The organism is Nodosilinea nodulosa PCC 7104, assembly GCF_000309385.1.
In the GTDB taxonomy this organism is placed as follows: domain Bacteria; phylum Cyanobacteriota; class Cyanobacteriia; order Phormidesmidales; family Phormidesmidaceae; genus Nodosilinea; species Nodosilinea nodulosa.
The window spans coordinates 5,341,095-5,363,981 of the sequence record NZ_JH976537.1 but is presented as its reverse complement, the minus strand read 5'-3'; the positions used below and the strand labels follow the sequence as shown (position 1 = coordinate 5,363,981).

General features: G+C 59.2%; 23 protein-coding genes. 15 read left to right on the top strand and 8 right to left on the bottom strand.

All coding sequences use genetic code 11. The annotated features are described in order from the left end of the window. Nucleotides 1–17 precede the first annotated feature (17 nt). Nucleotides 18–428 (bottom strand): tetratricopeptide repeat protein, encoded by a 411-nt coding sequence (locus LEPTO7104_RS0124835; protein ID WP_017301296.1) that lies wholly within the window; start codon nucleotides 426–428, stop codon nucleotides 18–20. 173 nt (nucleotides 429–601) lie between these two features. On the opposite strand from LEPTO7104_RS0124835, the gene LEPTO7104_RS0124830 reads away from it, so the two are divergent. The 7 genes from LEPTO7104_RS0124830 to LEPTO7104_RS0124800 all read left to right on the top strand — a co-directional run bounded on the left by LEPTO7104_RS0124830 (nucleotide 602) and on the right by LEPTO7104_RS0124800 (nucleotide 5,166). Next, on the top strand, nucleotides 602–1,264 hold the full coding sequence (locus LEPTO7104_RS0124830; protein ID WP_017301295.1) for an L-threonylcarbamoyladenylate synthase: 663 nt from the start codon (nucleotides 602–604) through the stop codon (nucleotides 1,262–1,264). A gap of 71 nt (nucleotides 1,265–1,335) precedes the next feature. Continuing rightward, the gene (locus LEPTO7104_RS37355) at nucleotides 1,336–2,055 is read left to right on the top strand and encodes a sensor histidine kinase (protein WP_017301294.1); all 720 of its coding nucleotides are present in this window, start codon (nucleotides 1,336–1,338) and stop codon (nucleotides 2,053–2,055) included. 219 nt (nucleotides 2,056–2,274) lie between these two features. After that, entirely contained in the window at nucleotides 2,275–2,427 is a 153-nt protein-coding gene (locus LEPTO7104_RS40395; protein WP_017301293.1) for a hypothetical protein, read from the top strand. A 66-nt stretch (nucleotides 2,428–2,493) separates the two neighbouring features. Next, entirely contained in the window at nucleotides 2,494–2,691 is a 198-nt protein-coding gene (locus LEPTO7104_RS0124815; RefSeq protein WP_040697493.1) for a chlorophyll a/b-binding protein, read from the top strand. Nucleotides 2,692–2,773: 82 nt separating this feature from the next. Further along, on the top strand, nucleotides 2,774–3,382 hold the full coding sequence (locus tag LEPTO7104_RS0124810; RefSeq protein WP_225887038.1) for a DUF3318 domain-containing protein: 609 nt from the start codon (nucleotides 2,774–2,776) through the stop codon (nucleotides 3,380–3,382). A gap of 6 nt (nucleotides 3,383–3,388) precedes the next feature. Next, entirely contained in the window at nucleotides 3,389–4,237 is an 849-nt protein-coding gene (locus tag LEPTO7104_RS0124805) for an urease accessory protein UreD (RefSeq protein WP_026073056.1), read from the top strand. A gap of 284 nt (nucleotides 4,238–4,521) precedes the next feature. Beyond that, nucleotides 4,522–5,166, top strand: a complete 645-nt coding sequence (locus LEPTO7104_RS0124800) for a helix-turn-helix domain-containing protein (protein ID WP_017301289.1) — start codon at nucleotides 4,522–4,524, stop codon at nucleotides 5,164–5,166. 69 nt (nucleotides 5,167–5,235) lie between these two features. Here LEPTO7104_RS0124800 and arsS read toward each other — a convergent pair whose 3' ends face one another. Next, on the bottom strand, nucleotides 5,236–6,234 hold the full coding sequence (gene arsS / locus LEPTO7104_RS0124795) for an arsenosugar biosynthesis radical SAM (seleno)protein ArsS (protein ID WP_017301288.1): 999 nt from the start codon (nucleotides 6,232–6,234) through the stop codon (nucleotides 5,236–5,238). Between the two features lie 213 nt (nucleotides 6,235–6,447). Here arsS and LEPTO7104_RS41815 point away from each other — a divergent pair, with 213 nt between their 5' ends. Next, nucleotides 6,448–6,825 (top strand): hypothetical protein, encoded by a 378-nt coding sequence (locus LEPTO7104_RS41815; RefSeq protein ID WP_155523766.1) that lies wholly within the window; start codon nucleotides 6,448–6,450, stop codon nucleotides 6,823–6,825. On the opposite strand, the gene LEPTO7104_RS37350 is transcribed toward LEPTO7104_RS41815, so the two are convergent. Then, nucleotides 6,792–8,699, bottom strand: a complete 1,908-nt coding sequence (locus tag LEPTO7104_RS37350) for a diguanylate cyclase (RefSeq protein ID WP_017301287.1) — start codon at nucleotides 8,697–8,699, stop codon at nucleotides 6,792–6,794. The genes LEPTO7104_RS41815 and LEPTO7104_RS37350 overlap by 34 nt on opposite strands. Nucleotides 8,700–9,118: 419 nt before the next feature. Between LEPTO7104_RS37350 and LEPTO7104_RS0124785 the strand changes: the two genes are divergently transcribed. From LEPTO7104_RS0124785 to LEPTO7104_RS0124765, 5 genes are all read left to right on the top strand, one after another. After that, nucleotides 9,119–11,632 (top strand): endonuclease MutS2, encoded by a 2,514-nt coding sequence (locus tag LEPTO7104_RS0124785; RefSeq protein ID WP_040695645.1) that lies wholly within the window; start codon nucleotides 9,119–9,121, stop codon nucleotides 11,630–11,632. Nucleotides 11,633–11,925: 293 nt separating this feature from the next. Beyond that, on the top strand, nucleotides 11,926–12,255 hold the full coding sequence (locus LEPTO7104_RS35205) for a hypothetical protein (protein WP_155523765.1): 330 nt from the start codon (nucleotides 11,926–11,928) through the stop codon (nucleotides 12,253–12,255). A 115-nt stretch (nucleotides 12,256–12,370) separates the two neighbouring features. After that, entirely contained in the window at nucleotides 12,371–13,111 is a 741-nt protein-coding gene (locus tag LEPTO7104_RS0124775) for an SIMPL domain-containing protein (RefSeq protein WP_040695642.1), read from the top strand. A gap of 394 nt (nucleotides 13,112–13,505) precedes the next feature. Then, entirely contained in the window at nucleotides 13,506–15,044 is a 1,539-nt protein-coding gene (locus LEPTO7104_RS37345; protein ID WP_017301283.1) for a serine/threonine protein kinase, read from the top strand. A gap of 164 nt (nucleotides 15,045–15,208) precedes the next feature. Then, nucleotides 15,209–15,877, top strand: a complete 669-nt coding sequence (locus LEPTO7104_RS0124765; protein ID WP_040697486.1) for an MOSC domain-containing protein — start codon at nucleotides 15,209–15,211, stop codon at nucleotides 15,875–15,877. On the opposite strand, the gene LEPTO7104_RS0124760 is transcribed toward LEPTO7104_RS0124765, so the two are convergent. The 4 genes from LEPTO7104_RS0124760 to LEPTO7104_RS0124745 form a co-directional block, all read right to left on the bottom strand. Next, nucleotides 15,849–16,097, bottom strand: coding sequence for a hypothetical protein (locus LEPTO7104_RS0124760; protein WP_017301281.1), 249 nt, complete (start codon nucleotides 16,095–16,097; stop codon nucleotides 15,849–15,851). The genes LEPTO7104_RS0124765 and LEPTO7104_RS0124760 overlap by 29 nt on opposite strands. Continuing rightward, nucleotides 16,097–16,324 carry a hypothetical protein gene (locus LEPTO7104_RS0124755; RefSeq protein WP_017301280.1) on the bottom strand — a complete coding sequence of 76 codons (228 nt, stop codon included), beginning with the start codon at nucleotides 16,322–16,324 and terminating at the stop codon, nucleotides 16,097–16,099. The genes LEPTO7104_RS0124760 and LEPTO7104_RS0124755 overlap by 1 nt, the downstream gene beginning before the upstream one ends. Before the next feature lie 273 nt (nucleotides 16,325–16,597). Continuing rightward, nucleotides 16,598–17,062 carry a nucleoside deaminase gene (locus LEPTO7104_RS0124750; protein WP_017301279.1) on the bottom strand — a complete coding sequence of 155 codons (465 nt, stop codon included), beginning with the start codon at nucleotides 17,060–17,062 and terminating at the stop codon, nucleotides 16,598–16,600. Between the two features lie 235 nt (nucleotides 17,063–17,297). Next, the gene (locus LEPTO7104_RS0124745) at nucleotides 17,298–17,987 is read right to left on the bottom strand and encodes a manganese catalase family protein (RefSeq protein ID WP_017301278.1); all 690 of its coding nucleotides are present in this window, start codon (nucleotides 17,985–17,987) and stop codon (nucleotides 17,298–17,300) included. A gap of 633 nt (nucleotides 17,988–18,620) precedes the next feature. Here LEPTO7104_RS0124745 and LEPTO7104_RS0124740 point away from each other — a divergent pair. Then, nucleotides 18,621–19,619, top strand: coding sequence for an IS110 family transposase (locus LEPTO7104_RS0124740; protein WP_017298187.1), 999 nt, complete (start codon nucleotides 18,621–18,623; stop codon nucleotides 19,617–19,619). Between the two features lie 109 nt (nucleotides 19,620–19,728). Here LEPTO7104_RS0124740 and LEPTO7104_RS42500 read toward each other — a convergent pair whose 3' ends face one another. Further along, nucleotides 19,729–21,801, bottom strand: a complete 2,073-nt coding sequence (locus LEPTO7104_RS42500) for a right-handed parallel beta-helix repeat-containing protein (protein ID WP_017301277.1) — start codon at nucleotides 21,799–21,801, stop codon at nucleotides 19,729–19,731. Between the two features lie 510 nt (nucleotides 21,802–22,311). Between LEPTO7104_RS42500 and LEPTO7104_RS43325 the strand changes: the two genes are divergently transcribed. Beyond that, nucleotides 22,312–22,845, top strand: a complete 534-nt coding sequence (locus tag LEPTO7104_RS43325; protein ID WP_340627228.1) for a WGxxGxxG family protein — start codon at nucleotides 22,312–22,314, stop codon at nucleotides 22,843–22,845. Nucleotides 22,846–22,887: the final 42 nt, after the last annotated feature.

Here is a 22,887-nt window from a genome sequence, read left to right as displayed (position 1 = left end):
GATCGCTAAACCGATCGCTAAACCGTAGCGATGAGCTGTTTTTTGACCCAGATATCGGCGCGGGCGTGGAGGTAGACCGGGTCTGCCACCAGGGCGATCGCGCGATCGTAGGACTCCACCGCATTGCCGTAGGCCCCCAGGTCGGCCAGCAGCTTGCCCCGGTTGAACCAGGCCTGGTGGTAGTGGGGGTTGAGCGCTACGGCGCGATCGTAGGAGGCCAGGGCCTCGGCCTGGCGGTGGAGGCCGCAGAGGGCATTGGCGCGATTGTTCCAGGCGGTGCAGAAAGCGCCATCGAGGGCCAGGGCCTGATCAAAGGCCGCCAGGGCCTGGTCAAACTGGTTCTGGGCGCAGAGGGCGCAGCCCTTGCTGTTGAGGGCGGCAGCGCTGAGATCCCTGGTCTTGGGATCGGAATCGTGAATTTGGGTCATGGGAAGATTGCTCAAGCCGTAGGGCAGCGAGACGCATGGCTCACTGGCGGACAGTCTCCATTGTGAAGCGGCGGGCGGGGGCTGGTTAGGGGGGGTGCTACCCGCAGGGGGTACGGGTTACAGTCCAGAGAGAATTTGCTCTATAGTGCACCCTAGGCCCCAAACGTCATCCCATGCCCCACGTGTCTCTGGCAGAATTGGTTGCGGCGGTGGGTGCTGGCGAGCTAGTCAGCTTCCCGACCGACACCGTCCCGGCCCTGGCGGCGCGCCCCGAGGCGGGCGATCGCATCTACACCGCCAAGTCTCGCCGTCCCGACAAGCCCCTGATTTTGATGGGGGCCAGCCTGGCCTCACTGCGCCCCTACATGGCGGGTAGTGAGGCCGACTTGGCCCAGTGGCAGGCGATCGCCCGCCGCCACTGGCCCGGCGCGCTAACCCTGGTGCTGCCCGCCAGCGATCGCCTGCCCCCGGCCATGAACCCGCAGCAAACCGGCACCGTTGGCCTGCGGGTGCCCGACCATCCCCTGGCCCTTCATCTGCTGACCCACACCGGCCCCCTGGCCACCACCAGCGCCAACCGCTCGGGCCAGCCCCCGCTGGAAACCATGGCGGCGATCGAGGCTCACTTTCCCCAGGTATTTACCCTCTCTCCCCAGGCGCAGGCCGAGATCTATGAAATGATCGGCACGAAAATTCCCCCCAGCGAGCCCCAGGGGTCGGGGCTGCCCTCCACCGTGGTCCGCTGGCAGGGCGGCGGCTGGGAACTGCTGCGGTCGGGCGCGGTACATCTACCTGGCTCTGCGATCGAGGCCGATACCCAAAATGCCCATCCCTAAAAACTGCCCGGTTGCTCCTAAGGGCGTAGGCTAGCAATGGCGTACCTCCTCTACCGCATCACTCCACTTTTATGGACTACCCCCAGGGTCAAGACTTTACCGATCTGGCCACCCTACAGCTGGCCTACGATCGCCTGCTGCACCAGGCCCAGCACCAGGCGGCTTTTCTGGGCACCGCCTCCCACGAGTTGCGAGCCCCTATCAATCAAATTATTAGCCTGCATCAGCTAATTCTGGAGGACCTGTGCGAAAATCCTGCCGAAGAGCGGGAGTTTATTGCCCAGGCCAACCAGACCATTCAAACGGTGCTCAAAAACCTCGATCTGCTAATCGCCCTCTCCAAGCTCGACATTGGCACCGTTCAACCCAGGCTCCAGCCCACCTTTTTAGAACCCCTGCTGACCCGCGTGCAGCGCCGGATCGAAATGCAGTGCATCAACCGCCACTGCCGCTTTAGTCTGGGGCCAGTCGAGTCCAGTCTGGCTGTCCAGACCGACGCCACCTGGCTGGAGCAGGGGCTGGTCATGCTCATTGAAGCGGCGCTGGCCCAGGGTAGCCCCCAAATTAGCCTCACCGTGGCCGACGACCCCGCCGCAGATGAAGTTGTTTTGCACCTGGGGGCCAACGCTGGGGAGGCGATCGCCCCCGCCGCCGCCGCCCTGTCACCGGAGTTTCGCTACCAGCTAGTGGCGCGCCTCGTTCCCCACCTGGGCGCGGTCCTGGAGTCCTTCAGCTCCGCCGACAACCCCAACACCCACCTGGGGCTGAGGCTGCCCCGCCCTATCGCCTAGAGCTAACTCATCGCTACATCACTGCTACATCACTTTTAGGCGCTGGGAAAAAATAGGCAAAATAGACGTTCCATTTCAGAATCTTTCGATATAGTTTGGGCAATTCATTTCCGGAATCTGCGGCTGCTTCTCTGTAGCTGGCTGTATGGAGCAGCGATCCGCAGTTATTAATTGCAGCCGCCCGAATTGGATCCCTGAAACTTAGTCACAATAGTCATTATGGAACTTACCATTATTCTCGTTTTGGTCTTCATCGTATGGACCAATGCGACGCTGTTTCCACCTGCACCTAAGAAGAAAACCGTCGATGAAAAGCTCGCTGAAGCCATTACAGACTATCTCAAAGAAGGCTTCAAAATCCGCAAGGATTAATATTTAAGTGCCAGTTTTTGGGAGTAAGATTTCCATACGTTGTTTTCTAAAATTCTCAACTTGCCCATGACCTCAGATCCTGATTCCTCTGCTCCGCTGGATGCTGAAGCCGTGACGACCCCAGCCGAACCTGCCCCTGCCTTTGGCTGGACTCGCTATGCCGAGCGCATCAACGGGCGGTTTGCCATGGTGGGCTTTGCGGCGCTGCTGCTGCTAGAGCTGGTCACTGGCCAAACCTTTTTTAGCTGGCTGGGCCTGCGCTGAGCCTGGGGTTTGCCCCGGCACCCCACACTTTCTAGCCCTTGAAAATGGTAGGCTTAGGGGTGATTTTTGGGATGGTTTGACCGTGGTTAACCCCAACGCAGAGATTGGCCGACTGCGGGAGCTCATGCCCGCCACCGCCCGCATGAAAACCAAGCTAATGCTCAACGATCGCCAGCTTAAGGTGATCAAGGCTGAGTTGCCGCGCCCCTGGCAGCAGGCCCACACGGTCTCTATCAACCTCGACCTGTGGCACCGGCTGGCGGTCAGCGATCGCGACCTGCTGTTTCTGCGCACCGTGTGCTGGGTCACCCTGGCCAACGTGCTCAAGCCCAACTGGTACCAGGCCCTGGCCGGGGCGGGGCTGGCTGGGGGCGTCGTCGAGCTATTTCAGGGCGATGCGGTAGGGGTGGTGGCTGCCGCCGGGGTCACCGCCCTGGCCGGATGGCAGATTTGGCGCGGGGTCACCGGCCCCCAAACCGACATTGCCGCCGACGACAAGGCGGTGCAGGTAGCCTGTCGGCGCGGCTACAGCCAGGCCGATGCCGCAGCGGCTCTCATTCGCGCCATTGAAGCCGTGCCGCCGCTGGAAGGGCGGCAGGTGCTGACCGTCAACGAGCTAATTCGCTGCCAAAACCTGCGCACCCAGACGGGGCGCTCAGAGTTTTCAGTGTCCGAGGGCTACCGGCGCTAGGTGGCTATGGTGCCGTTGCCCCAAGAGCAAAGGGGATGGCTGGGCATGGCCCACCTCAGCTACGCCCTTGAGTCGGGTCGGTGTGTGCCGACTCACACCTACACTCGCGCCCCCCTGCGGGTGCAGCGCCCCCTCTACCCCGAGGGCGCGGACCTCTGCCATACGGTGCTGGTGCACACCGCCGGGGGCCTGGTGGGGGGAGACAGCCTGGAGGTGCGGCTGACCCTGGCCGCCCAGGCCCAGGCGCTGGTGACTACGGCTGCCGCCAGCAAGGTCTACGGCAGCAGCGCCGAAGCCCTGGCCAGTCACCAGATCACCATTACCCTGGCCCCCGGCAGCTGTCTGGAGTGGATGCCCCAGGAAACCATCGTGTTTAACGGCGCCCACTACCGCCAGCAGCTGCGGGTCAACCTGGCCCCAGGGGCAATTTGGGCCGGTTGGGACATCACTCGCTTTGGCCGCAGCGCCAGGGGCGAAACCTTTGAGCAGGGGCAGTGGCGATCGCAGCTAGAGGTCTGGCAAACCGACCGGCCCCTGTGGCTCGATCGCCAGCGGTTGAGCGGCGGCAGCAGGCCCTTGGGCAGCCCCAACGGTCTGGCCGGGCAGCCGGTGGCGGGCAGCTTCGCGATCCTCGGCCATAGCCCTGATGCCGCCCAGGTGGAAGCCCTACGGCAGCTGTGGCCCACCGACCAGCCCGGCGATATTGGGGTTACTCGCCTACAGTCGGGCCTCCTCTGCCGCTACCGTGGCCCCTCTAGCCAGGCGGCCCGCCGCTGGTTTGTGGCCGTTTGGCAGCATCTGCGACCCCACTACCTGGGGCGGGCCGCTGCGGTATCGCGGCTGTGGCCGCAGTAGTGCTTCTGTCAATGGGGGCGATGGGGTGATGGAGCGATAGGGCGATGGGGGTGATGGAGGTGATGGGGCGATCGCGCCAGCCCAGTACTCGAAGGCTGAAATATACCGACTATCCCAACTCGCTTGGCTCTCCCTTGCTGCCCACTCCCCCACTCCCCCACTCCCTCGCGATTGGAAATAGCCGCCCCACCTGCGCCGCGGTCTACTAGGAACTTTAGCCACCCCTTCCGGACTGGGGGCTGTCCCCGGCGAAAGACTAAATTATTAGACTTGCTAAAGGTGCTATGAAGACCCCTCAATTTTCTGGCTCTAAGCTACCTCCTGCCTCAGAGTACGCTCTGATTTTGGGGGCGGGTGCGACGGCTGCTGTGTCCGTGGCGGCGCAGCAGGCCGCCATGGCAACCCTGCCGGTAACGACCCTGGTGGCCCTGGGCCTGCTCAATCGGTACCGCCTTGACCAGCGACTGCAAGCCAGCGAACCCGGCGGCCCTAGCCTGGAAGAGGCAACCCCTAGGCCAGCGCCAGCGGTGCCCCAACGCCCCAGCGTCCACCCCAGGCCAGATCGGGTGACGGCTGGCCCCGAGGCGGCCCTCTCTTCCACCCCGACGGCCCGCTTTTCCGATCAGCGCGACTATATCCACGCGGGGCTGGCCAAAAAGCTTCAGGCCAGGGCCGACCTGGCCTCGGTCCAGCATGCCACCCTCCAAAAGGTCGGGGCTCACCTGCGGCAGATTCGGCAGGAAAAGTCGCTGTCGCTGGAGGATATCCACCAGCAGACCTTTATCCAGCCCTACACCCTCAGGGCGATCGAGACCGGCAACTTGCAGCAGCTGCCCGAGCCGTTCTATATTCGCGCCTTTATTCAAAAATACGGCTCGGCCCTGGGGCTAGATGGAACCGCCCTGGCGGCGGATTTTCCAACCCTGTAGGCCCACTTGCCCCCGGTGGAGTCGCAGGCAGCAGGCTGAGTCTTTGGGCCAGGGGGCTGCCGCTAGACCCTAGGTCAGCGCGCCGCCGCAGCTGGACCCCGCCCCGGCGGTGCAGCCGTAGCAAAAGGGGCGAGTCTGCACCGTTGTGATCAGATCGAGGGAGTTGGCCGCCAGCAGATCGGCTACGGTCAGGGGCTGGCCGCTGGGCGACGGGCAGGGTACGGCCTCCATCTGGTTGAAATCGCAGTCGTAGAGAATGCCCTCGTAGTCGACCGAGAGCTGGTTGCGGCACATCAGGTTAGGCACGGTGGCCGGGTTGTGGTGGTCGGCCAAAAAGCGCAAGTAGGGCCAGTAGAGGTCTTTGCTGTGCAGGTACTGCTTCACCCGGCCAATCGGCAGGTTGGTGATGGTGTAAAGCCGGTTGAAGGTGATGCCAAACTGCGATCGCAGGTATTCGTCATAGTCAGCCTGGAGAGTGCCCTGGCTAGGGGTCAGCGAAAATTCGGCGCTGCGGGGCACTGGCGGGTTGTACACCAGGTCTAAGCGCAGGGCCGGGTCGCGGCCATAGCCCAGCTGGTTCAGCCGCTGCAATGCCCGAATCGAGTCGGTATAGACCCCGGCCCCCCGCTGCTTGTCCACGTTGTCCTCCAGGTAGCAGGGCAGCGAGGCCACCACCTGCACCTGGTGGCGAGCAAAATACTCAGGCAAATCCTCAAAGCCCGGCACAAAAAAGATCGTTAGGTTCGATCGCACCATCACCGTTTTGCCCAGCCCCCGCGCCGCCTCCACCAGGGGGCGAAACCCGTAGTTCATCTCCGGGGCACCGCCGGTCAAATCGACGGTGGTGATCTGGGGAAACCGACGCATCAGCTCAATTAGCTGTTCGGTCACCGCCGGGGACAGCTCTTCGGTGCGATTCGGCCCGGCCTCGACATGGCAGTGGGTGCAAGCCAGATTGCACCTGCGGCCCAGGTTGATTTGCAATACGCTAATCGGCAGCTTATCCAGGGGGCGATCGAGCCGCTGGTCAAAGGGGATAACGGCAGGAGACGGGGGGGATTGAACCATGAGCCCTTCGCAATTAAAACAGCACTGGTAATACGATTACCCAAACGATTTGGCTTTTTGCCCAGGCCGTAGCCAGTTTGATACCCCACTCGGTACCAACGGCAGCCTCTCTTTGTATTACAACCCATAGAGCTGAAAATTGACCGAGAATGGCCTTGCTCAGTGGCTTATTCTCTTTGTACAAGGCTGATCAGTACACTTAGTAATGGCGTAATGGCGGCTCTGCGGCGGTTGTGGCTCCCCCACCCGTTGGGCTGCCCAAGCCTATTTCCCCCGCCGCATGGAGCAAAACCCCAGCCAGCGTTCGGCAGTTGGTGGAAATGTCTGCTGCTAAAAAAGCACGAGGCAGCTCAGAGTATCCTGGCGCTACAGGCCCAGATTCAGCCCGAAAAGACGTATACGGGACCAGGCGATTGGGCCTTGGCGATCGCCTGCCAGCCGTTGGCCACCCGGCAGCAGCGCTTCCCCACCCTGGCATCGCTGACGGTCAGCGTCAGTCTATCGGCTCAGAATCTGTGCCAGGTCGATGACGGGCGGCGCTGGCCGCCTTCGCACCCCTATTCCGCCAAAGGCGCAGCAACCCTGACCTGATCGCGCCCCTGGTTTTTGGCCATGTAGAGGGCGTCGTCGGCAGCCTTGATCAAGCGGGCCGGGCTGCCGCCGCGGGCCGGTAAAGCGCTGGCGACGCCCAAACTTACGGTGACCACCTTGGCCACCGCCGACCCCTCGTGGGGGATCCGGTGGCCGCGCACCAGCAGGCGCACGTCTTCGGCCACGGTTTCGGCCCCCTCGATATCGGTGTTGGGCAGCACCAGCACAAACTCTTCGCCGCCGTAGCGGGCCACCAGGTCCCCAGGGCGCTTTGCGGCTCGGGACAGGGTGCGGGCCACCAGCCGCAGGCAGTTGTCACCGGCTTGGTGCCCGTAGCGATCGTTAAAGCCCTTAAAGCTGTCGATGTCAACCATAACAAGCGAAATAGGGCTATTTTCACGGCTCATGCGCCGCCACTCTTGGTCGAGGTACTGCTCCAGGCGGCGGCGGTTGGGGACCCCGGTAAGCCCGTCGAGGTAGGCCATGCGCTTGAGCCGCTGGTTGGCCAGGGTCAGCTCGCGGTGCATCTTGGCCTGCTGAATGGCAATGCCCACCTGGGTGGCCAGGTTTTGCAGCAGCCGCACATCTGCCGTGCGCCAGACCCGAGGCGATCGGCACTGGTGGGCGATCAGCAGACCCCAGAGGGTCTGCTCCTGCATAAGGGGCACCACAATTTCGGCCTGAATTTGAAAATATTCTAAAAACTCTAGCTGTGGGGACGGCAGGCTTTGGGTGTAAACATTGTCGACCGCCAGCCCTCGCCCGGCACGGTAGTGGGCCAGAAACTTTTCGCCCACCGACCAGGGGTCGCGCAAGACCCAGCCCCGCATGGGCGAGTAGGCCTCGGAACAGGATTCTTGAATCACCTCACCCCCCATGTCGGTTCCACACTGGATGACGATGACGCGATCGGCCTCGATAAACTCCTGTACCGAGGTGACTGTCTGCTCCAAAATGCTGTCCAGGTCGAGGAGGTGGCGAATGCGCTGGGCAATTTCAGCCACCAGCCGCTCCCGCTGGGACTGGAGCTTAATTTCCGCCTCAGCCCGTTTTTGATCGGAAATATCCAGGGTGACGCCGGCCAGCCGGGGTGGGTTTTCACCGTCGTCAAACACCTGCCCTCGAGCTGATAGCCAGCGGGTTTGGCCATTGCGGTACAGCACCCGAAACTCGACGCCGTAGCGCTGCCCCTGCCGGACGGCCTGCTGGAGGGCGTGGTGCACGGCGGCCTGATCGTCCTCGTGCAGGTAGGTGAAAAGGGCGTCGTAGCTGCCGTCAAACTCGCCGGGGTCTAGCCCCAGCAGGCGCTCTTGCTCCTCTGAAATCACAATGGTTCCCTGGGCCAGATCCCAGTCCCAGGTGCCCATTTGAGCCCCCTTGAGGGCCAGGGTGAGACGCTCTTGCTGCTGCTGGAACAGGGCAGCAGAGTAGTGGCAGGCGGTGAGCTCGGCTCGACTGGTCAACCCGGCTTCAGCGCCGGGGGGCAGGGTATGAAAGCCGTCGGAGGTCAGCAGGCCGAGCCAGTGGTGGGACTGGTCCACCACTGGCTGGTAGGGCTGCTCCGGGTGGAGCTGCTCAAAGGTCAGGGGCCAGGGCAGAGGTGCGTTGAGGGGGCGCAACCAGTCGATGGAGGTCATCCACAAGCTCACCGGGACGTGGCTAAAGTCGGCCTGGTGGGTGCTGGCCTGGGCCGCATTGTCGTAGCTAAATATCCCCACCAGAGTCTCCCGGCGATAAACCAGAGCATAGGTCTTGGTGGCCTGGCCCATGGCTTCAACCACTCGGTCCAGGGTGTCCTCAGCGTCTACACAGAGGGGGGAAGGATCGATGGTTGCCGCTAGGGCTGCGGCGTTAACCAGGTCGTTTTCAGGCACGGGTTGCAGGAACCAGGATGGGGTAGGTATAGGCGACAAACCGAGAACAGTGCGCTAGGGCGCAGGGCAGATGCTGGCCCACGGTGACGAGGCTACATCAATAACGGCTGTCTGCTGCTGCGGTAGCAGTCATTGGCGTAGTTTCCTGGTGGACCTTCTTACAGATCTAGACTGCCCGTCGCCCACGGGGGATGGGTCATTATTGAGCAGGGCTTAACAACTGCGATCGCAAACGAGCTACGTATTTTTGCTGGAGTTAGGGTCAACCTCAGCCATATATTCCCTGTGGTAGATCAGTTGGGGTACGGAGACCGGAGCTTTCCCACGGGCTAGGGGCAAGTTCTCTAGAACTGAATTCTTTATACTAGAAGGATTGGTTTCATCTACGCGAGCATCTTCCCCTGTCTGAGCCCCTATCGATTCACGACGAAACCCTTGACCTGCTGGAGTGGCCTCGGTTATGCCAGCACCTATCGACCTTTGCCGCGACCAAAATGGGTGCGCTGACGGCCCAGGCCCTGAAGGCTCCAGGTAGCCAGGCGGCCAGCGGCGCTCTGCTGGCCCAAACCGAGGAGGCCAGCTGGCTGGAGCAACACAACAACGGCCTCAACTTTGGCGGCATTCGCGACATTGGCGCAGCGGTGGAGCGCGCCCATCGCCAGGGCCTGCTGAGCGGTGAGGAACTGCTGGCGATCGCCACCACCCTCAGCGGCGCTCGCCAGCTGCGCCGCACCATCGATGGCCAGCCGCCGGAGGATCTGCCGGTGCTCCAGGAGCTGGTGGCCGACCTGCGCACCCACCCCGACCTGGAGCAGCAGATCTACCACTGCATCGACGATCGCGGCGATGTCACCGACCGGGCCAGCCCCAAGCTGGGGGGCATTCGCGATCGCCTCAAGGCCCTTCGCCAGGACATTCAGCAGCGGCTACAGCGGATTTTGCAGCGCCAGGCCGGGGCCATGCAGGAACCGCTGATTACCCAGCGGGGCGATCGCTTTGTGCTGCCCGTCAAAGCCCCCCAAAAAGACGCCGTACCCGGCATTGTCCACGACGCCTCCGCCAGCGGGGCCACCCTCTACATCGAGCCCCAGGCGGTGGTCGAGCTGGGCAACCGCCTGCGTCAGCTGCTGCGCCAGGAAAAAACCGAGGAAGAGGTGATTTTGCGCCAGCTCAGTGATGCGGTGGCCGAGGTCTATGCCGATCTCACGGCGCTGCTGGCGATCGTCACCGAGCTGGACCTGGCCCACGCCCGCGCTCGCTACTCGCTGTGGCTGGGGGGCAATCCGCCCCGCTTTATTGAGCCCCACGAGCAGACCACCCTGCGCCAGCTGCGCCATCCGCTGCTGGTGTGGCAGCAGCGCCACGAGCAAGGCCCCGAGGTGGTGCCCATCAACCTGCTGATTCGCCCAGATCTGCGGGTGGTGGCGATTACCGGCCCCAATACCGGCGGCAAAACCGTCACCCTCAAAACCCTGGGCCTGGCGGTGCTAATGGCCCGCGCCGGGCTTTATATCCCCGCCCGCGAGCCGGTGGAGCTGCCCTGGTTTGGGCAGGTGCTGGCCGACATTGGCGACGAACAATCCATCGAGCAGAGCTTGTCGACTTTTTCGGGGCACATTCGCCGGATCGGGCGGATTTTGGCGGCGCTGGGAGATGGGGAAGGTGAGGGAGATGGGGAAGGCTTCGAGCTGGTTCCTGACGATCCCACTGCGGCTTCTGACTCTTTAAAGGACCAGGGATCGCTCTCCTCATCCCCTCATCCCCCCATCCCCCCATCCCCCCACTCTTCCCCCGCCAACGCCCTCGTCCTGCTCGACGAAGTAGGCGCGGGCACTGACCCCAGCGAGGGCACGGCGCTGGCGATCGCACTCCTCAGACATCTGGCGGAGCGGGCGCGGCTGACCATGGCCACCACCCACTACGGCGAGCTAAAGGCGCTGAAGTACCAGGACTCTAGGTTTGAGAACGCTTCGGTGGAGTTTGACGAGGCTACCCTGTCGCCCACCTACCGGCTGCTGTGGGGCATTCCGGGCCGATCGAACGCGCTGGCCATTGCCCGTCGGCTGGGGCTGGATGCTGCGGTGGTGGATGACGCCACCGCCCTGATGGCGCTGGGTTCCCAGGACGATGTCAACCAGGTGATTGCGGGCCTGGAGGCCCAGCGGCGCGATCAGGAGGATCGATCCCAGGCGGCGGCGGACCTGCTGGTGGCCACCGAAAAGCTCCACGACGAGGTGCAGCGCAAGGCCGATCTGCTGCGCGATCGCGAGCAGGAGCTCAAGCTACAGCAGCAGGCGGCGGTACAGCAGGCGATCGCCGAGGCCAAGCGCGACATTGCCAAGGTGATTCGGCGCTTGCAGCAGGGCGATGCCACCGCCCAGGATGCCCAGCGGGCTACGGCGGCGGTGGATGCGATCGCCCAGTCGCACCTGCCGGCGGCGGCCCCGGCGGCAACTAAACCCGGCTACCGTCCAGCGGTGGGCGATCGCGTCCGGATTCCCAGCCTGGGGCAAACCGCTGAGGTGCTCACCGCCCCCGACGACGACCACCGCATTACGGTGCGCTTTGGGCTGATGAAAACCACCGTTGGCCTGGCCGATATTGAGTCGCTGCGGGGTGAAAAGGCCGAGGTGCCCGTCAAGGCCAAACCCGTCGATACCGTGCCCGCGGCCCAGGCAGCCCCCCCGGCCCCAGCCATTCGCACCAGCCGCAACACCATCGACCTGCGGGGCATGCGGGTGGCCGAGTCGGAGGCGGTGCTCGAAGAGGCGATCGCCCAGGGCAGCGGTGCCCTCTGGATTATCCACGGCCACGGCACTGGCAAGCTCAGGGCGGGAGTGCACGACTTTCTCAAGCGCCACCCCCAGATTCAGCGGTTTGAACCCGCCGCCCAGGCCGATGGCGGCACCGGCGTCACGGTGGCCTACCTGTAGTTGGCTGTAAGTAAGTAGGTCTGATTATCTATAAGACGCATTTCGACTCCGCTCAATGCTCGATCCGTTGCTGGGTAGAGGGTTGAGCGGAGTCGTTTTGCTCCGCAACGCGATCGCGAACACGAAGTGTCTCCCTGAGGGAGAAAACCCGGAAACGTAAGCTGGGCTTAATTTGGCCCTCCTACTTACTAAGGCTACCGCTACCGGGAGAGATGTTTGCCGCACGGCTTTGGGCAACCTAGCTTTGGGTGAAACAATAGTTGTTCACAGCTATGCAGCAGAAAACGGCGTTAATGTTTCTTTTTGTCGCCACGGTCATTTGGATTGCAGGGGCCGTCCTTGGGCTGCTGCCAGCGCTGATGACACCGATGATGTTCGATGCGCCAGGATCCCTAGAAAACCCGATGACGGTCACGTTTGCGCTCAGCATTGCCACCTTTCCGGTGGTTTGCGTTGTAGCGGTGCTGCTGGGCTGGCTGGTGTTTGGGCTGCCTGCCCTAGCCCACTTTCCCCATCGCTATCTCTGGGCCTGCGCTCTGATCAGCCTGCCTCTGCTCAATGTCGTCATCGGCGGCCTGGCCCTGACCTGGATTACCTGGTTTAATGGAGGCTCCTTCTCCTAGGCGGTCATACACAGGTTTGAATTCAAATCTGTATCGAATTTAGTAACAACGCCGTCGGCTGGGGGCCACCGTGGCACAGTGAATGGGTTAACTTTTCTAGCCGAGTGTGAGGCCCATGACCCCTAAACGATATACTTCCAGACGGTTTGCGGCAGCGGCGATGATGTCTGCGGCCCTAGTCTCAGGACTCAGTTTTGCCCCCGCCTTTACCCCCATAGCCATGGCCCAGGAAGCAGCAATTAGAACCCTAACGGTGACCGGCCAGGGTGAGGAATCGGTGCCCACCACCAAAACCCAGGTTGAGCTAGGGGTCGATGTGCAGGGCACCGACGCGGCGGCGGTGCAGCGCGAGGTGGCCCAGCGAACCTCGGCGGTGGTAGAACTGCTGCGATCGCGCCAGGTCGAAAAGCTCGAAACCACCGGTATTCAGCTCAGTCCCCGCTATAATTACGACAATGGCCGCTCGGACGTGATCGGCTACAGCGGCAGCAATACGGTCAGCTTTCGCATGCCCACCGAGAGCGTCGGCTCGCTGATCGACGATGCGGTGAATGCCGGGGCCAACCAAATTCGCGGCGTTAGCTTTGTGGCCGACGACGACGCCCTGGAGACGGCTCGCCAGCGCGCCCTGCGGGCTGCCGTGGAAGATGCCCAGGCCCAGGCGGGGGCGGTGCTGGGCAGCCTGAATTTGCGATCGCAGGAGATCATCGGCATTCAAATTAACGGGGCCGCCCCGCCCATGCCGGTGCCGATGCTGCGGCGGGCGGAATATGCCGCTGGGGCTGACGCCTCTACCCCGGTGGTGGGAGGTGATCAGACCGTCCAGGCCCAGGTGACCCTACAGATTCGCTATTAATCAAACCGCTCACCAGCTCACAAAGAGACGGGCGTCTTGGTGCTGCCGCGCTCGCAGATGGCTGCTATTGCGGCAGCACCCCAGTACAAGCGCAATGTTTTGAACGAGTAAGGGAATATAAGCCCAAAACCCAGAAATTTCCGTCTGACCAAATCCAGCCCTGCCGCGATCGTACCCAGGTCGATCGCCAACACCGTACTGTGGAAGGTGTAGTGCCCATTCCCATGGATATGTCGCCAAGCTGCCGATGGATCGGCTTGATGGTGACAGAGCTTTCGCATTCTTACTGACCTCGTATTTGGTCATTAGACGCAAGTGAACCCCATAAAATTGGGTACCTTTGATGCAAAGATGCTAAAGGCATCCGTAGCGTTCAAATCAAAAAGGTTTACCAATGGCCGAGTTCGAAGGCAGTGTTGGCAGTCCATTCGTAAACCAAATCTTGCAGGATCGCTATCAAATTCAGGCAATGCTGGGTCGCAAACCCGGTCGGCAAACGTTTTTGGCACTCGATTTGCAAAGCCAATTGCCCGTTGTCATTAAACTCTTACTGTTTAGTCCAGATTTTACCTGGGAGGATTTCAAATTATTTGAGCGCGAGGCAGAAACTCTCAAAGCTCTTGATCATCCGGCAATACCTCAGTACCTCGATTTTTTTGAGGTAGAAATTGAGTTCGGCAAGGGTTTTGCGCTGGTACAAAGCTACATCAAGGCACGCTCACTTCAACAATTAGCACAGGACGGGTGCAGATTTAGCGAAGCAGATTTAATGGCAATCGCCAAAGACCTGCTAGATATTCTGGAATACCTTTATCGACTTCAGCCACCGGTCATTCATCGCGATATTAAACCGAGCAATGTGTTGCTCAAAAACCGCAGTGGCAATAGTCCGGGTGATGTTTATTTGATTGATTTTGGCTCGGTGCAAACAGCCGCCCATGGTGGCACGGTAACAGTGGTTGGCACCTATGGTTATATGCCACCCGAACAATTTGGTGGACGATCGTTACCCGCATCCGATTTGTATGGTGTCGGCATGACCTTAATTTATTTGGCGACAGGTCAACATCCTGCCGATCTGCCTCAGAACGATTTACACGTCGAATTTAAGCACCTGACATCCCTCAGCGAGTCTTTCACCAGTTGGATCGAATGGCTAACAGACCCAAGCCTAACTGAAAGACCGGCAACAGCACAGGACGCAAGGCTACACTTTCTCAAGCCTCGCCAAGAGCCAAAAGCGGCATTGACCAGACAAAAAAACTACTTAGGTACAACAACAGATTCATCCTCTTCCATTCCCCTGACGGAAACTTATACCACTCTTTTACTACAAGTACCGTTAAAGCAAATTAAATATATCTCTTCAGTCAATACTTTGGATTGGCTTTTAAATAAGTTTCCATTCATAAACTATCCCTTCATTATGGGGGTCTCCATAGCCGCATTCTTAATATTGGTGTTTTATGGAATTATTCCCTTCGATTTATTATTTTGGGTCTTGTTTCCTCTAATTTCGATTTGTGCTGGTCTAGCAACTATGCTTCTATCTGTACTTCAAAATTCAGATGAGGGGGAAGCGGTTGATAAGTCCTTCGAAAGTGCTAGAAGTTTACCTAATGCTAGTACTAGTGTTGCATTTCAAAAAAAGGATGGGGCAGTTGTTGTTACTCTCAACCTGCTAAAAGGTGTTGAAACGACTGCAATTTTTGAAGGAAGACTAGGGAGCACTTCTGCTGGCGCAGAGGCCCTGACTAACTATAGACTCAACTTGTATTTCCCAGATGATAATCAAATGATTATCATCAACAGCGATCGTGGGGAAATTGTATGGCTCTGTAATGAGTTAGCCAGGTGGACAGGCATTCAGGCAAAGCTTTGGAAAATTCCGGAGTATAGACTAAAAACTCAGCCAGAAAGAACTTTGCCTTAATCTAAACTCTAAGGAGAGATCCTACTGGATTCTAGAATGCCTGACCGTTGTTTACCCATGGAGGTATGCATAGAGTTTGGGCGTACACTTGCAGCAAGTGTATCCTAGAGAGAATGTGTCTTAGCAAAGATACGCTCTTTTTTATCGCTTATCGTTTGACCAAAATGCCTGAGATTGTCTCGATTCAGGTAGGCCTGCCCCAAACTCTGGGCACCGAAACCGCCGCCGACCCGATGGACCAGCGCTGGACTACGGGGTTCTTTAAGCAACCCGTTGAGGGTGAGGTGTGGCTGGGCTTTACCAACCTGGCAGGCGATGGGCAGGCCGATTTAAAGAATCACGGCGGCGTCGATAAGGCGGTGCTGGCCTACAGCGCTGATCATTACCCTGACTGGCGATCGCACTTACATAACCCCGATCTGCCCTACGGCGGCTTTGGCGAAAATTTCACCGTAGCGGGGCAGACCGAAGCCGAGGTCTGCATTGGCGACACCTACGCGATCGGCAGCGCCAGGGTGCAAGTCTCGCAGCCCCGGCAGCCCTGCTGGAAGCTCTCTCGCCGCTGGCGGATTGAAGATCTGGCTCTCCAGGTCAAAGCCAATGGCCGCAGCGGCTGGTATTTCCGGGTGCTACAGGAGGGCATGGTGCAGGCAGGGATAGCCGTGACCCTGTGCGATCGCCCCTACCCCCAGTGGTCCGTAGCTCGCGCCAACCGCCTGATGCACCACGATCGCGGCGATCGAGCGGCGATCGCAAAGCTGGCCCACTGCCCCCTGCTCTCTCGCAACTGGCGAGAAAAACTGCTCAAGCGGAGTAGGCTGACCGCGACTTAGACGGCCCCAAGGCACAAACCCGAGCCGCCTGCCCAGACACAATTTGCAGCTCGTGGGGATAGCGCGGGCGCGGATCGCCCACCAGCCAGATCGGCGGCACCATTGTGGCTTCGTAGCAATCGATCTGATAGCTGGTGCCAGGCTGATCCGCCAGCTCGACCAGGGTGCCGGGCAGGTACTCAAACAGCTCATCCCAGTCGATGGGCGACTCGGGATACATTAGGCGTAAAAATGGCTTTTGTGCAGCACCGTCTCGCCGTGGTCGGGCACCCAGGCCACCCAGGTATCGGGCGACTCCTGACACAGCAGCTTGGCCTCGGCGGCGGCGTACTCGTTGGGCAAATTGGTCAGCTTAACCCAGGTGTCGCGGGTGTAGGTAATGTGGCAAACAGGCTGCCAGGCCGCAGCAGATTTAACATTAGCCTGGGAATGAAGTTGCGGGGTCATAGATCGTCTTCCTAGGAATGAATGCCCACCACAACCGTCTTCTCTGTCAGGACAAAGAAGGTCGCATGGACATTTCTGTATTCATTTTTACAAAATAGGTGATTAAATGGGGCGATCGCGCCAGATAAGTTAACACGCCATGACCTAGCGCCGGGGCACCGTTCGCCTAGTACTCTGAGGCAGAAATATGCCGACTATTCCAGCTCGCTTGGCTCCCTCGCTCCCCTGCTCCCTCGCAATTGGCAATAGTCCCCGCACTTGGGCCGCAGTCTACTAGGAAGGCTGGCGCCAAAACCCCTGGTGCAGAGCCAAAATCTCGGCCTCCACCGCCGCGATCGGCCCCCATACCTGAATCGCCTTCTGCCCCTGGCTAAACAGGTAGCGGCAGGGCAGATCCAGGGTTGGGTTTTCGGCATGGTTGCCGGTCAGTGCCAGCAGCTGGCGCTCTGCAACCCCATAGACCAGCCGCCCCACGTTGGCCCAGTACTGCGCTCCGGCGCACATAGCGCAGGGGTCCACCGTGGTGTAAAGTGTGCAGCCCCACAGAAACTCGGCTTCAAACTCGGCATAGGCTCGCCGCATCAGCGTCAGTTCGGCGTGGTTTACCATATCCACATTGCCCTGCACCAGCAGCACAGTGGTGTGGTCCGGGGCCACTAAAATGGCTCCAAAGGGATGATGTCCCTCAACCACGGCAGCCTCGGCCACCCGATTGGCCCGCCGCAGGTGCTCGATCATCTGGGCAGAGGTTGGGTTGTTCACAGATCTGCGTCCAGGTTCAAAATAGCGTCAGTGGGCTGTCGGTGTTGCCCCGGCCCCGGCTCCGGAGGGCCGTGGGAAATCTCCCAGGCGATCGGGCCTTAGCTATAAAATTAGCCCCCGTTGCCCATAAGAGCAACGAGGGCGATAGAGGCCTAGGCGAGCTAAAATCCTGCCCTTGAGCAATGGCAGAAGTCAGCCGCAGAGTTTAGCCCTAGCGAGAGCTAACTGGGTCAGCAATGTATTTGAAGTCCGGCTCGGAGTTCCAGGGGCCGCGCTCATCTTTGCCGCTGTCGTCGGTGGAGAGGTTGTAGTACAGCTCCACCGTGTCGTCTGGCTGAATGTTGCCGAACATGGGATCGGTCAGCTTGCCCATGGAATCTAAGGCTTTCATGAACATCTTGGTGTGGGAAATTTCCCGAGTCAGCAGATGCTGCAAGGTTTTCTTGGTGCCGTCGTCGGTGGCCAGCTTAATCAGAGACTCGTAGGTCTGGCGTGCGCCAGCCTCGGCGGCAATGTTGGCCCGCAGGTCTCTCACCACGTCCCCACCTTCGTTGAGGTAGCTGGCGGTCCAGTTGTTGCCCTGGCTGTCGAGGAAGTGAGGCCCCATGCCGCGCACGGCAAACAGCGTGCTGTTGTAGGCCTCGCTCTGGTCGGTGTCTTTGGTGTGGATTTCAATCAGTTTGCCCACCATTTCCAGGTGGCCAAATTCTTCTACGGCGATATCTTGGAGCATGTCCTTGATACCTGCATCTTCGATATGAAAAGACTGCACCCAGTACTGAAGCGCGGCGGAAAGTTCTCCGGTGGCCCCGCCAAACTGCTCTAGCAGCAGCTGCGCAAAGACCGGATTGGTTTCACTGACTTGAACGGTGTGGACAGGATCTTTTTTGTGAAAAAACATAGTTACCCTTGTGGAGCTTGCAGTGTTACGAAGCCGATTCGTTTCAAAAAAATTTAAAAAGGGAAGCGCTTCTGACTGTCTCGCTTTCGCTTGTCGCCTCAGCAGACCAAGCGGCAGTGGGCCACAGAATTGGGCCGCCCTCTATCAACTCCCTATCAACCTCGTGTGGTCACACCTTAAAGCTCAATGCTTTAACCCCCCATCTGTATATGTAGAGAGAATCCCGGCATCTAAATATAGAGGCCGTCAATCGGGCTTTGCTGAAGAAACAGGCGCTATAGCTGTAGCCAGTCTGGTTAAGGCAGGTCTTCTAAGTAGAACGCCTTAATTATCGTAGGGTGCGTCATCGCTGGGCGTGACGCACCAGGCCCATGCCTAGCGGTACGTTGGGCTTCGCCACAACACACCCTTGTATGTAAGGTTTGGCCCAAAATAGACCTAGGAGTGACTCTGGACGCACCCTAAAGCCCTTTGGAGCTTGCTATGTAGAACAAGAGCCTCCCCCTTTCATTGACCTAGATTGCCGCCAGCAGACTGGACAGTATATTAGGGAGTCCTGAGATTCCCAAGCTGGATAACAAGGATAGCGCTGAGAGCGATCTGCCCCCTTGCCGTCATCAGGAGTATCGAACCATGACTCAAAACCTGATTCCCGTTGGCATTGATGTGAGCAAAGCCACCTTACATGTGGCGATTCTATTTCCAGAGCGTGCCAAACCCCAGTATCAGACCTTTGATAACACCGAAGTGGGTTATGCCGCCTTGCAGGCGTGGTTAATCGAGGCCGGGGTGAAGACGGCCCATGTATGCCTAGAGGCGACCAGTATATATGGCCATGGTGTAGCGACAGCGCTCCACCAGCAGGGCTACCGGGTCAGCATTGTCAACCCGGTGCGGATTCACGGCTACGCCAAAAGCCAACTCAAGCGCACCAAAGCTGATCGCCCTGATGCTACGCTGATTGCCCAGTTCTGCCGTGACCTCAAGCCCAGTGCCTGGCAACCGTCATCAGCGGACATCCAAACGCTACAAGAGTACACCCGCCGTCTCGATGCCCTCACCCACATGCTGACCCAGGAGAAGAACCGCTTGGCCATCAGTTCCGACGCGCTAAAGTCTGATATTCAAGCCCACATCACCTTCCTCGAAGCCCAGGTCAAGGCGTTAAAAAAGCAGCTGCGCAGTCATATCCAGAGCCATGAGCACTTGCAGGCCCAGGCGGACTTGCTGGTCTCCATCGTGGGCATCGGCCCCGATACCGCCGCCCGGCTGCTGGCTGAAATCGGCGATATTCATGCCTTTACCTCCGCTCGTCAGCTCGCTGCCTATGCGGGGTTAACGCCCCAAGAACATACCTCTGGCACATCAGTGCAGGGCAAAACCCGACTCTGCAAGATTGGCAATGCCCGCATGCGAAAAGCGCTGTATTTCCCGGCCATCGCCTTCCTGCGCCATGCCCGAGAACTTCACCCTTGGTGTGAGCGCCTAACGGCGGCGGGCAAAACCAAAATGGCGATTATCGGCGCTGCTATGCACAAGCTCATTCGTATCGTCTACGGCGTGTTGTCCTCAGGTCAACTCTACGATCCTGAAAAGCTGAAACCCCAAAAATCGGCCTTGGCTGTCCCTTGACGATCTCGGGCCAACACAGTATCTACAGCAACGTTTAATTGGGGCTACCTAGTTATAGACGTTCAAACGAGACGTTCGAACCTGTGAACGTCCATATCCCGAACTCAGGCTAAACAAAATTGGCTGGCGTGATGTCAGTCGCGACGGTAGAGAGCAGCTTGGCCATAACGTCGAGGGAGGCGTTGTTTAAAACAAACGTGTTGTTTACCTCTGCGCCCGTGCCCTGGGCCAGAATTACATCCGAAAAAGTAGCGTTGGTGAACTTATCCACTGCGGCATCAAAGTCCAGGATGGTCGTCACGCCGGGGCCATCAAATAGGGCAAAGGTATCGGTTCCTGCTCCGCCAGAGGCCGTGTTGTTACCGCCGCCGCCGTCGAGTAAATCATTGCCCCCGAAGCCAAGCAGGGTGTCATCGCCGCTGCCCCCCAGCAGCTGATCGTCTCCGTCGGAACCCTCAAAGGTGTTGGTTCCAGACACGATGCGCGTGTCTCCGCTGATGTGGGTAATGCCGGCAAAGGGGCCGTTAAAGGTGTTGTTTTCAACCACAATATTCGAAAACGCTTCGGCTGGTTCTCGATTGTCAAAGGCTACGGCCGAAGCGGTGACGGCGTCGAAAGTATTGCCGCTGATGTCGATATCCGATTGGGTGCCCTGGGCTGAGGTTCCCTCAGCGGCTGCTAAGCGAACGCCATAGAAAACGTTGGCGAACTGATTGTTATCAATATCGACATGGGTTAGATCGCGGTCGTCGAGGGTGACAATGCCGTCGTAGGCTCCGGAGAAGGTATTGCCCGCGATCGCGACATTGGCAGTAGAGGCAGCCGAGCCATCGTCATCGACGGAAAGCTGAAGGGCATAGCGGGCGGCGGTAGAGGCTGCTGCCGGGTCGGAGAAGTCTGTGATGCCCAGATCGACAGTGTTGTTGAGCACCTCAACATGCTGAGAATTGTCGATCTGAAAGCCTCGCCGCCCAGCGGCACTGGCATCGTTATGGACGCCTACGTTGTCGGCAATTAGCAGCCCATCGACGTTGTCAATGCGCAGCATGGAGGCATCGTTGCCGGTAATGCCGCCAAAGTAGTTTTTGGTAATTGACCAGTTAGAGCCGCCAGATGGCGCTCCCCCTGTGCCAAATCCGTTGGTGATAAAGGTTTGCGTATCGTTGGTTAGAGCGGCAAAGTTGTTAAAGGCAATATTGATGTTGCTGAAATTATTGCGGTTATTGCCGCCTTGAATGGCCGCTGCATCGTTTGCAAACTCAAACCCTAGAACAGAAATATTGTTGCTGCCCAGGGTCAAAGTCCCCTCAATGACTGATTCTGCGCCCCGCGCCCCATCGCTGCCAGCCAGGCCAAAGTTGGCCCCGACTAGGGTTATGGCTTTGTCGAGGGTGACATCTTCCTGGTAGGTGCCCGCCGCCGCGATCAGTGTGTAGCCATCCTTGGCGGCATCAACCGCAGCTTGAAGGCTATCGAAACCGCCGACTAGATTGTTGTCGGCATCGAACAACTGCAAAGGCTGGGATGACTCAATACCCGAGTTTAATCCTGCTACCAGGGTGATATCGGGGTCTGAGTTGCCCAGGGAAAAAGGCCCCTGAAACAAGCTGGCGAGGGGGTTAAAACCGCCAGCATCCACCAGCTCAACGGTTCCCTGCCCGTCGGCCCCATCGGCCCTGTCGGCGGGCAGCAGACTGACAATTTGAACGGCCTCAATGGATTCCCCTGGGGTAAGGCCAAAATCGCTCAGGTCGAAGGCGGTGGCAAAGAGCCCTGTGTTGTCGGCAGGGCCATTGATTGCCGTCTCGTCGTAGCGATCGAAGTTCTCGTAGCGAAACGGGGTAAATTGCTCAGATCCCGTCTCGCGTACGGCCACGGCGTAGGTTTCTGGGGCTCTGGCAAACCCGTTTTCGTAGACGACAAAATCGTCGCCCGCCCGATTGACGGGGCTAGAGCCAGCATCCCAGGTCAACTCGATCGTGGAGCGATTGAACAGATTGCCCAGCGCGATGGACTGCCCAGTGCTGCCTCCCAGCAGGGAACCGACGGTGTGGTCTAGGAGACCAGGAAACTGAAGTCCAGAGCCGAAAAACTGAGTTGTGGACTTTCCATTAACGATGGAACCGCCGGTAACTAAGTCGGTGTCGTCAAAGGTAAAGTCAGCGATCGTAAATGCAGCCATAAGTCGCAGGATCCTGATTGTGAGTACAAGGCAACGATTTATCAGGCTGGCGTGGTGCTCGTGGTGCTAAAGGGCAGTTTTGGTTAAGTCCGCAGGGGTGTCATCTCACCTAAGAAGGATTTTGGGCCGTTCAGAAGTGGGGGCTGTTGTGCGATTCTGCGTTCCCGTCGGCCTGCGTTCCCGTTGGCCTTCATTCCCACCTGCTTTAAATGGTGAGGGATTATTGGCCTCTGTGTGTAAAGAGACATAAAGTAAGGGGCCGAACCAACGGGTGCAGGGGGGTTAGACGGGGTTAAATCGGCTTCTCTGGCGACAATTTGTCTAACTTTGGGCTGGGAGGGGCGATCGCAAACGTCTAACCAAGGATGAATAACACCCCACAGAAAAGCTTCTACCTTGTAGGCAAAAGGGATTACTGTGGCGGCCTCAAGGTCGCTTTGTCGAGTTTAGCTGCTGCGGGCAGACCCGACCCCTTTGCTGTTGAGAACCCAACTTTAAGGAACTCAGGTTATGAAAGGCAATTTTGCATCGAAATGGATTGGGGCCGGTACCCTGGCGCTGAGTCTGGCTGTTTTACCCTCAACCCTTTCTGCTTCGGCCCAGGTGAACTCCGATCCGACTACCCAAACCGCTCCGAATTCGACCGCGCCTGGATCGATGGATTCAACTTCCCCTGGATCGATGGATTCGACCTCCCCGAACTCGATGGATTCGACCACCCCTGGAACCATGGATCCGACTACCTCTGATCCGGTCAGCCCCGGGACCTCGGGCACGGTAGATCCAACGGTTTCCGATCCCTCGGGCTCGACCAATCCCAACGGCGTTACCTCCGATCCAACGGTGCCGGGAACCACTTACCCTGACCAAACCGCGCCTACGACTACCACCACCGTCGAAGACGATGGCGTGAGCTGGGGCTGGCTGGGGCTGCTAGGTTTGATTGGGCTGGCCGGTTTGGTCGGGCGCAACTCCGATCGCGCTGCCACCTATCGCACCGACGATCGCGTGACTACCCATACCTCGACGGACCCTCGCATCTAGATCCCCGGCGCTGGGGACAGCTAAACCCAGATTTAGCCCGAT

What these genes read in the sequence shown, in the direction of transcription:
- LEPTO7104_RS0124760 (WP_017301281.1), bottom strand. Translation starts at nt 16,097, where the DNA reads ATGTATCCCGAGTCGCCCATCGACTGGGATGAGCTGTTTGAGTACCTG.
- LEPTO7104_RS42500 (WP_017301277.1), bottom strand. Translation starts at nt 21,801, where the DNA reads ATGGCTGCATTTACGATCGCTGACTTTACCTTTGACGACACCGACTTA.
- LEPTO7104_RS0124835 (WP_017301296.1), bottom strand. Translation starts at nt 428, where the DNA reads ATGACCCAAATTCACGATTCCGATCCCAAGACCAGGGATCTCAGCGCT.
- LEPTO7104_RS41815 (WP_155523766.1), top strand. Translation starts at nt 6,448, where the DNA reads ATGGCGGCTCTGCGGCGGTTGTGGCTCCCCCACCCGTTGGGCTGCCCA.
- LEPTO7104_RS40395 (WP_017301293.1), top strand. Translation starts at nt 2,275, where the DNA reads ATGGAACTTACCATTATTCTCGTTTTGGTCTTCATCGTATGGACCAAT.
- LEPTO7104_RS0124740 (WP_017298187.1), top strand. Translation starts at nt 18,621, where the DNA reads ATGACTCAAAACCTGATTCCCGTTGGCATTGATGTGAGCAAAGCCACC.
- LEPTO7104_RS0124805 (WP_026073056.1), top strand. Translation starts at nt 3,389, where the DNA reads ATGGTGCCGTTGCCCCAAGAGCAAAGGGGATGGCTGGGCATGGCCCAC.
- LEPTO7104_RS0124775 (WP_040695642.1), top strand. Translation starts at nt 12,371, where the DNA reads ATGACCCCTAAACGATATACTTCCAGACGGTTTGCGGCAGCGGCGATG.
- LEPTO7104_RS0124765 (WP_040697486.1), top strand. Translation starts at nt 15,209, where the DNA reads ATGCCTGAGATTGTCTCGATTCAGGTAGGCCTGCCCCAAACTCTGGGC.
- LEPTO7104_RS0124755 (WP_017301280.1), bottom strand. Translation starts at nt 16,324, where the DNA reads ATGACCCCGCAACTTCATTCCCAGGCTAATGTTAAATCTGCTGCGGCC.
- LEPTO7104_RS35205 (WP_155523765.1), top strand. Translation starts at nt 11,926, where the DNA reads ATGTTTCTTTTTGTCGCCACGGTCATTTGGATTGCAGGGGCCGTCCTT.
- LEPTO7104_RS0124830 (WP_017301295.1), top strand. Translation starts at nt 602, where the DNA reads ATGCCCCACGTGTCTCTGGCAGAATTGGTTGCGGCGGTGGGTGCTGGC.
- LEPTO7104_RS0124815 (WP_040697493.1), top strand. Translation starts at nt 2,494, where the DNA reads ATGACCTCAGATCCTGATTCCTCTGCTCCGCTGGATGCTGAAGCCGTG.
- LEPTO7104_RS43325 (WP_340627228.1), top strand. Translation starts at nt 22,312, where the DNA reads ATGAAAGGCAATTTTGCATCGAAATGGATTGGGGCCGGTACCCTGGCG.
- LEPTO7104_RS0124800 (WP_017301289.1), top strand. Translation starts at nt 4,522, where the DNA reads ATGAAGACCCCTCAATTTTCTGGCTCTAAGCTACCTCCTGCCTCAGAG.
- LEPTO7104_RS37345 (WP_017301283.1), top strand. Translation starts at nt 13,506, where the DNA reads ATGGCCGAGTTCGAAGGCAGTGTTGGCAGTCCATTCGTAAACCAAATC.
- LEPTO7104_RS0124745 (WP_017301278.1), bottom strand. Translation starts at nt 17,987, where the DNA reads ATGTTTTTTCACAAAAAAGATCCTGTCCACACCGTTCAAGTCAGTGAA.
- LEPTO7104_RS0124750 (WP_017301279.1), bottom strand. Translation starts at nt 17,062, where the DNA reads ATGATCGAGCACCTGCGGCGGGCCAATCGGGTGGCCGAGGCTGCCGTG.
- arsS (WP_017301288.1), bottom strand. Translation starts at nt 6,234, where the DNA reads ATGGTTCAATCCCCCCCGTCTCCTGCCGTTATCCCCTTTGACCAGCGG.
- LEPTO7104_RS37355 (WP_017301294.1), top strand. Translation starts at nt 1,336, where the DNA reads ATGGACTACCCCCAGGGTCAAGACTTTACCGATCTGGCCACCCTACAG.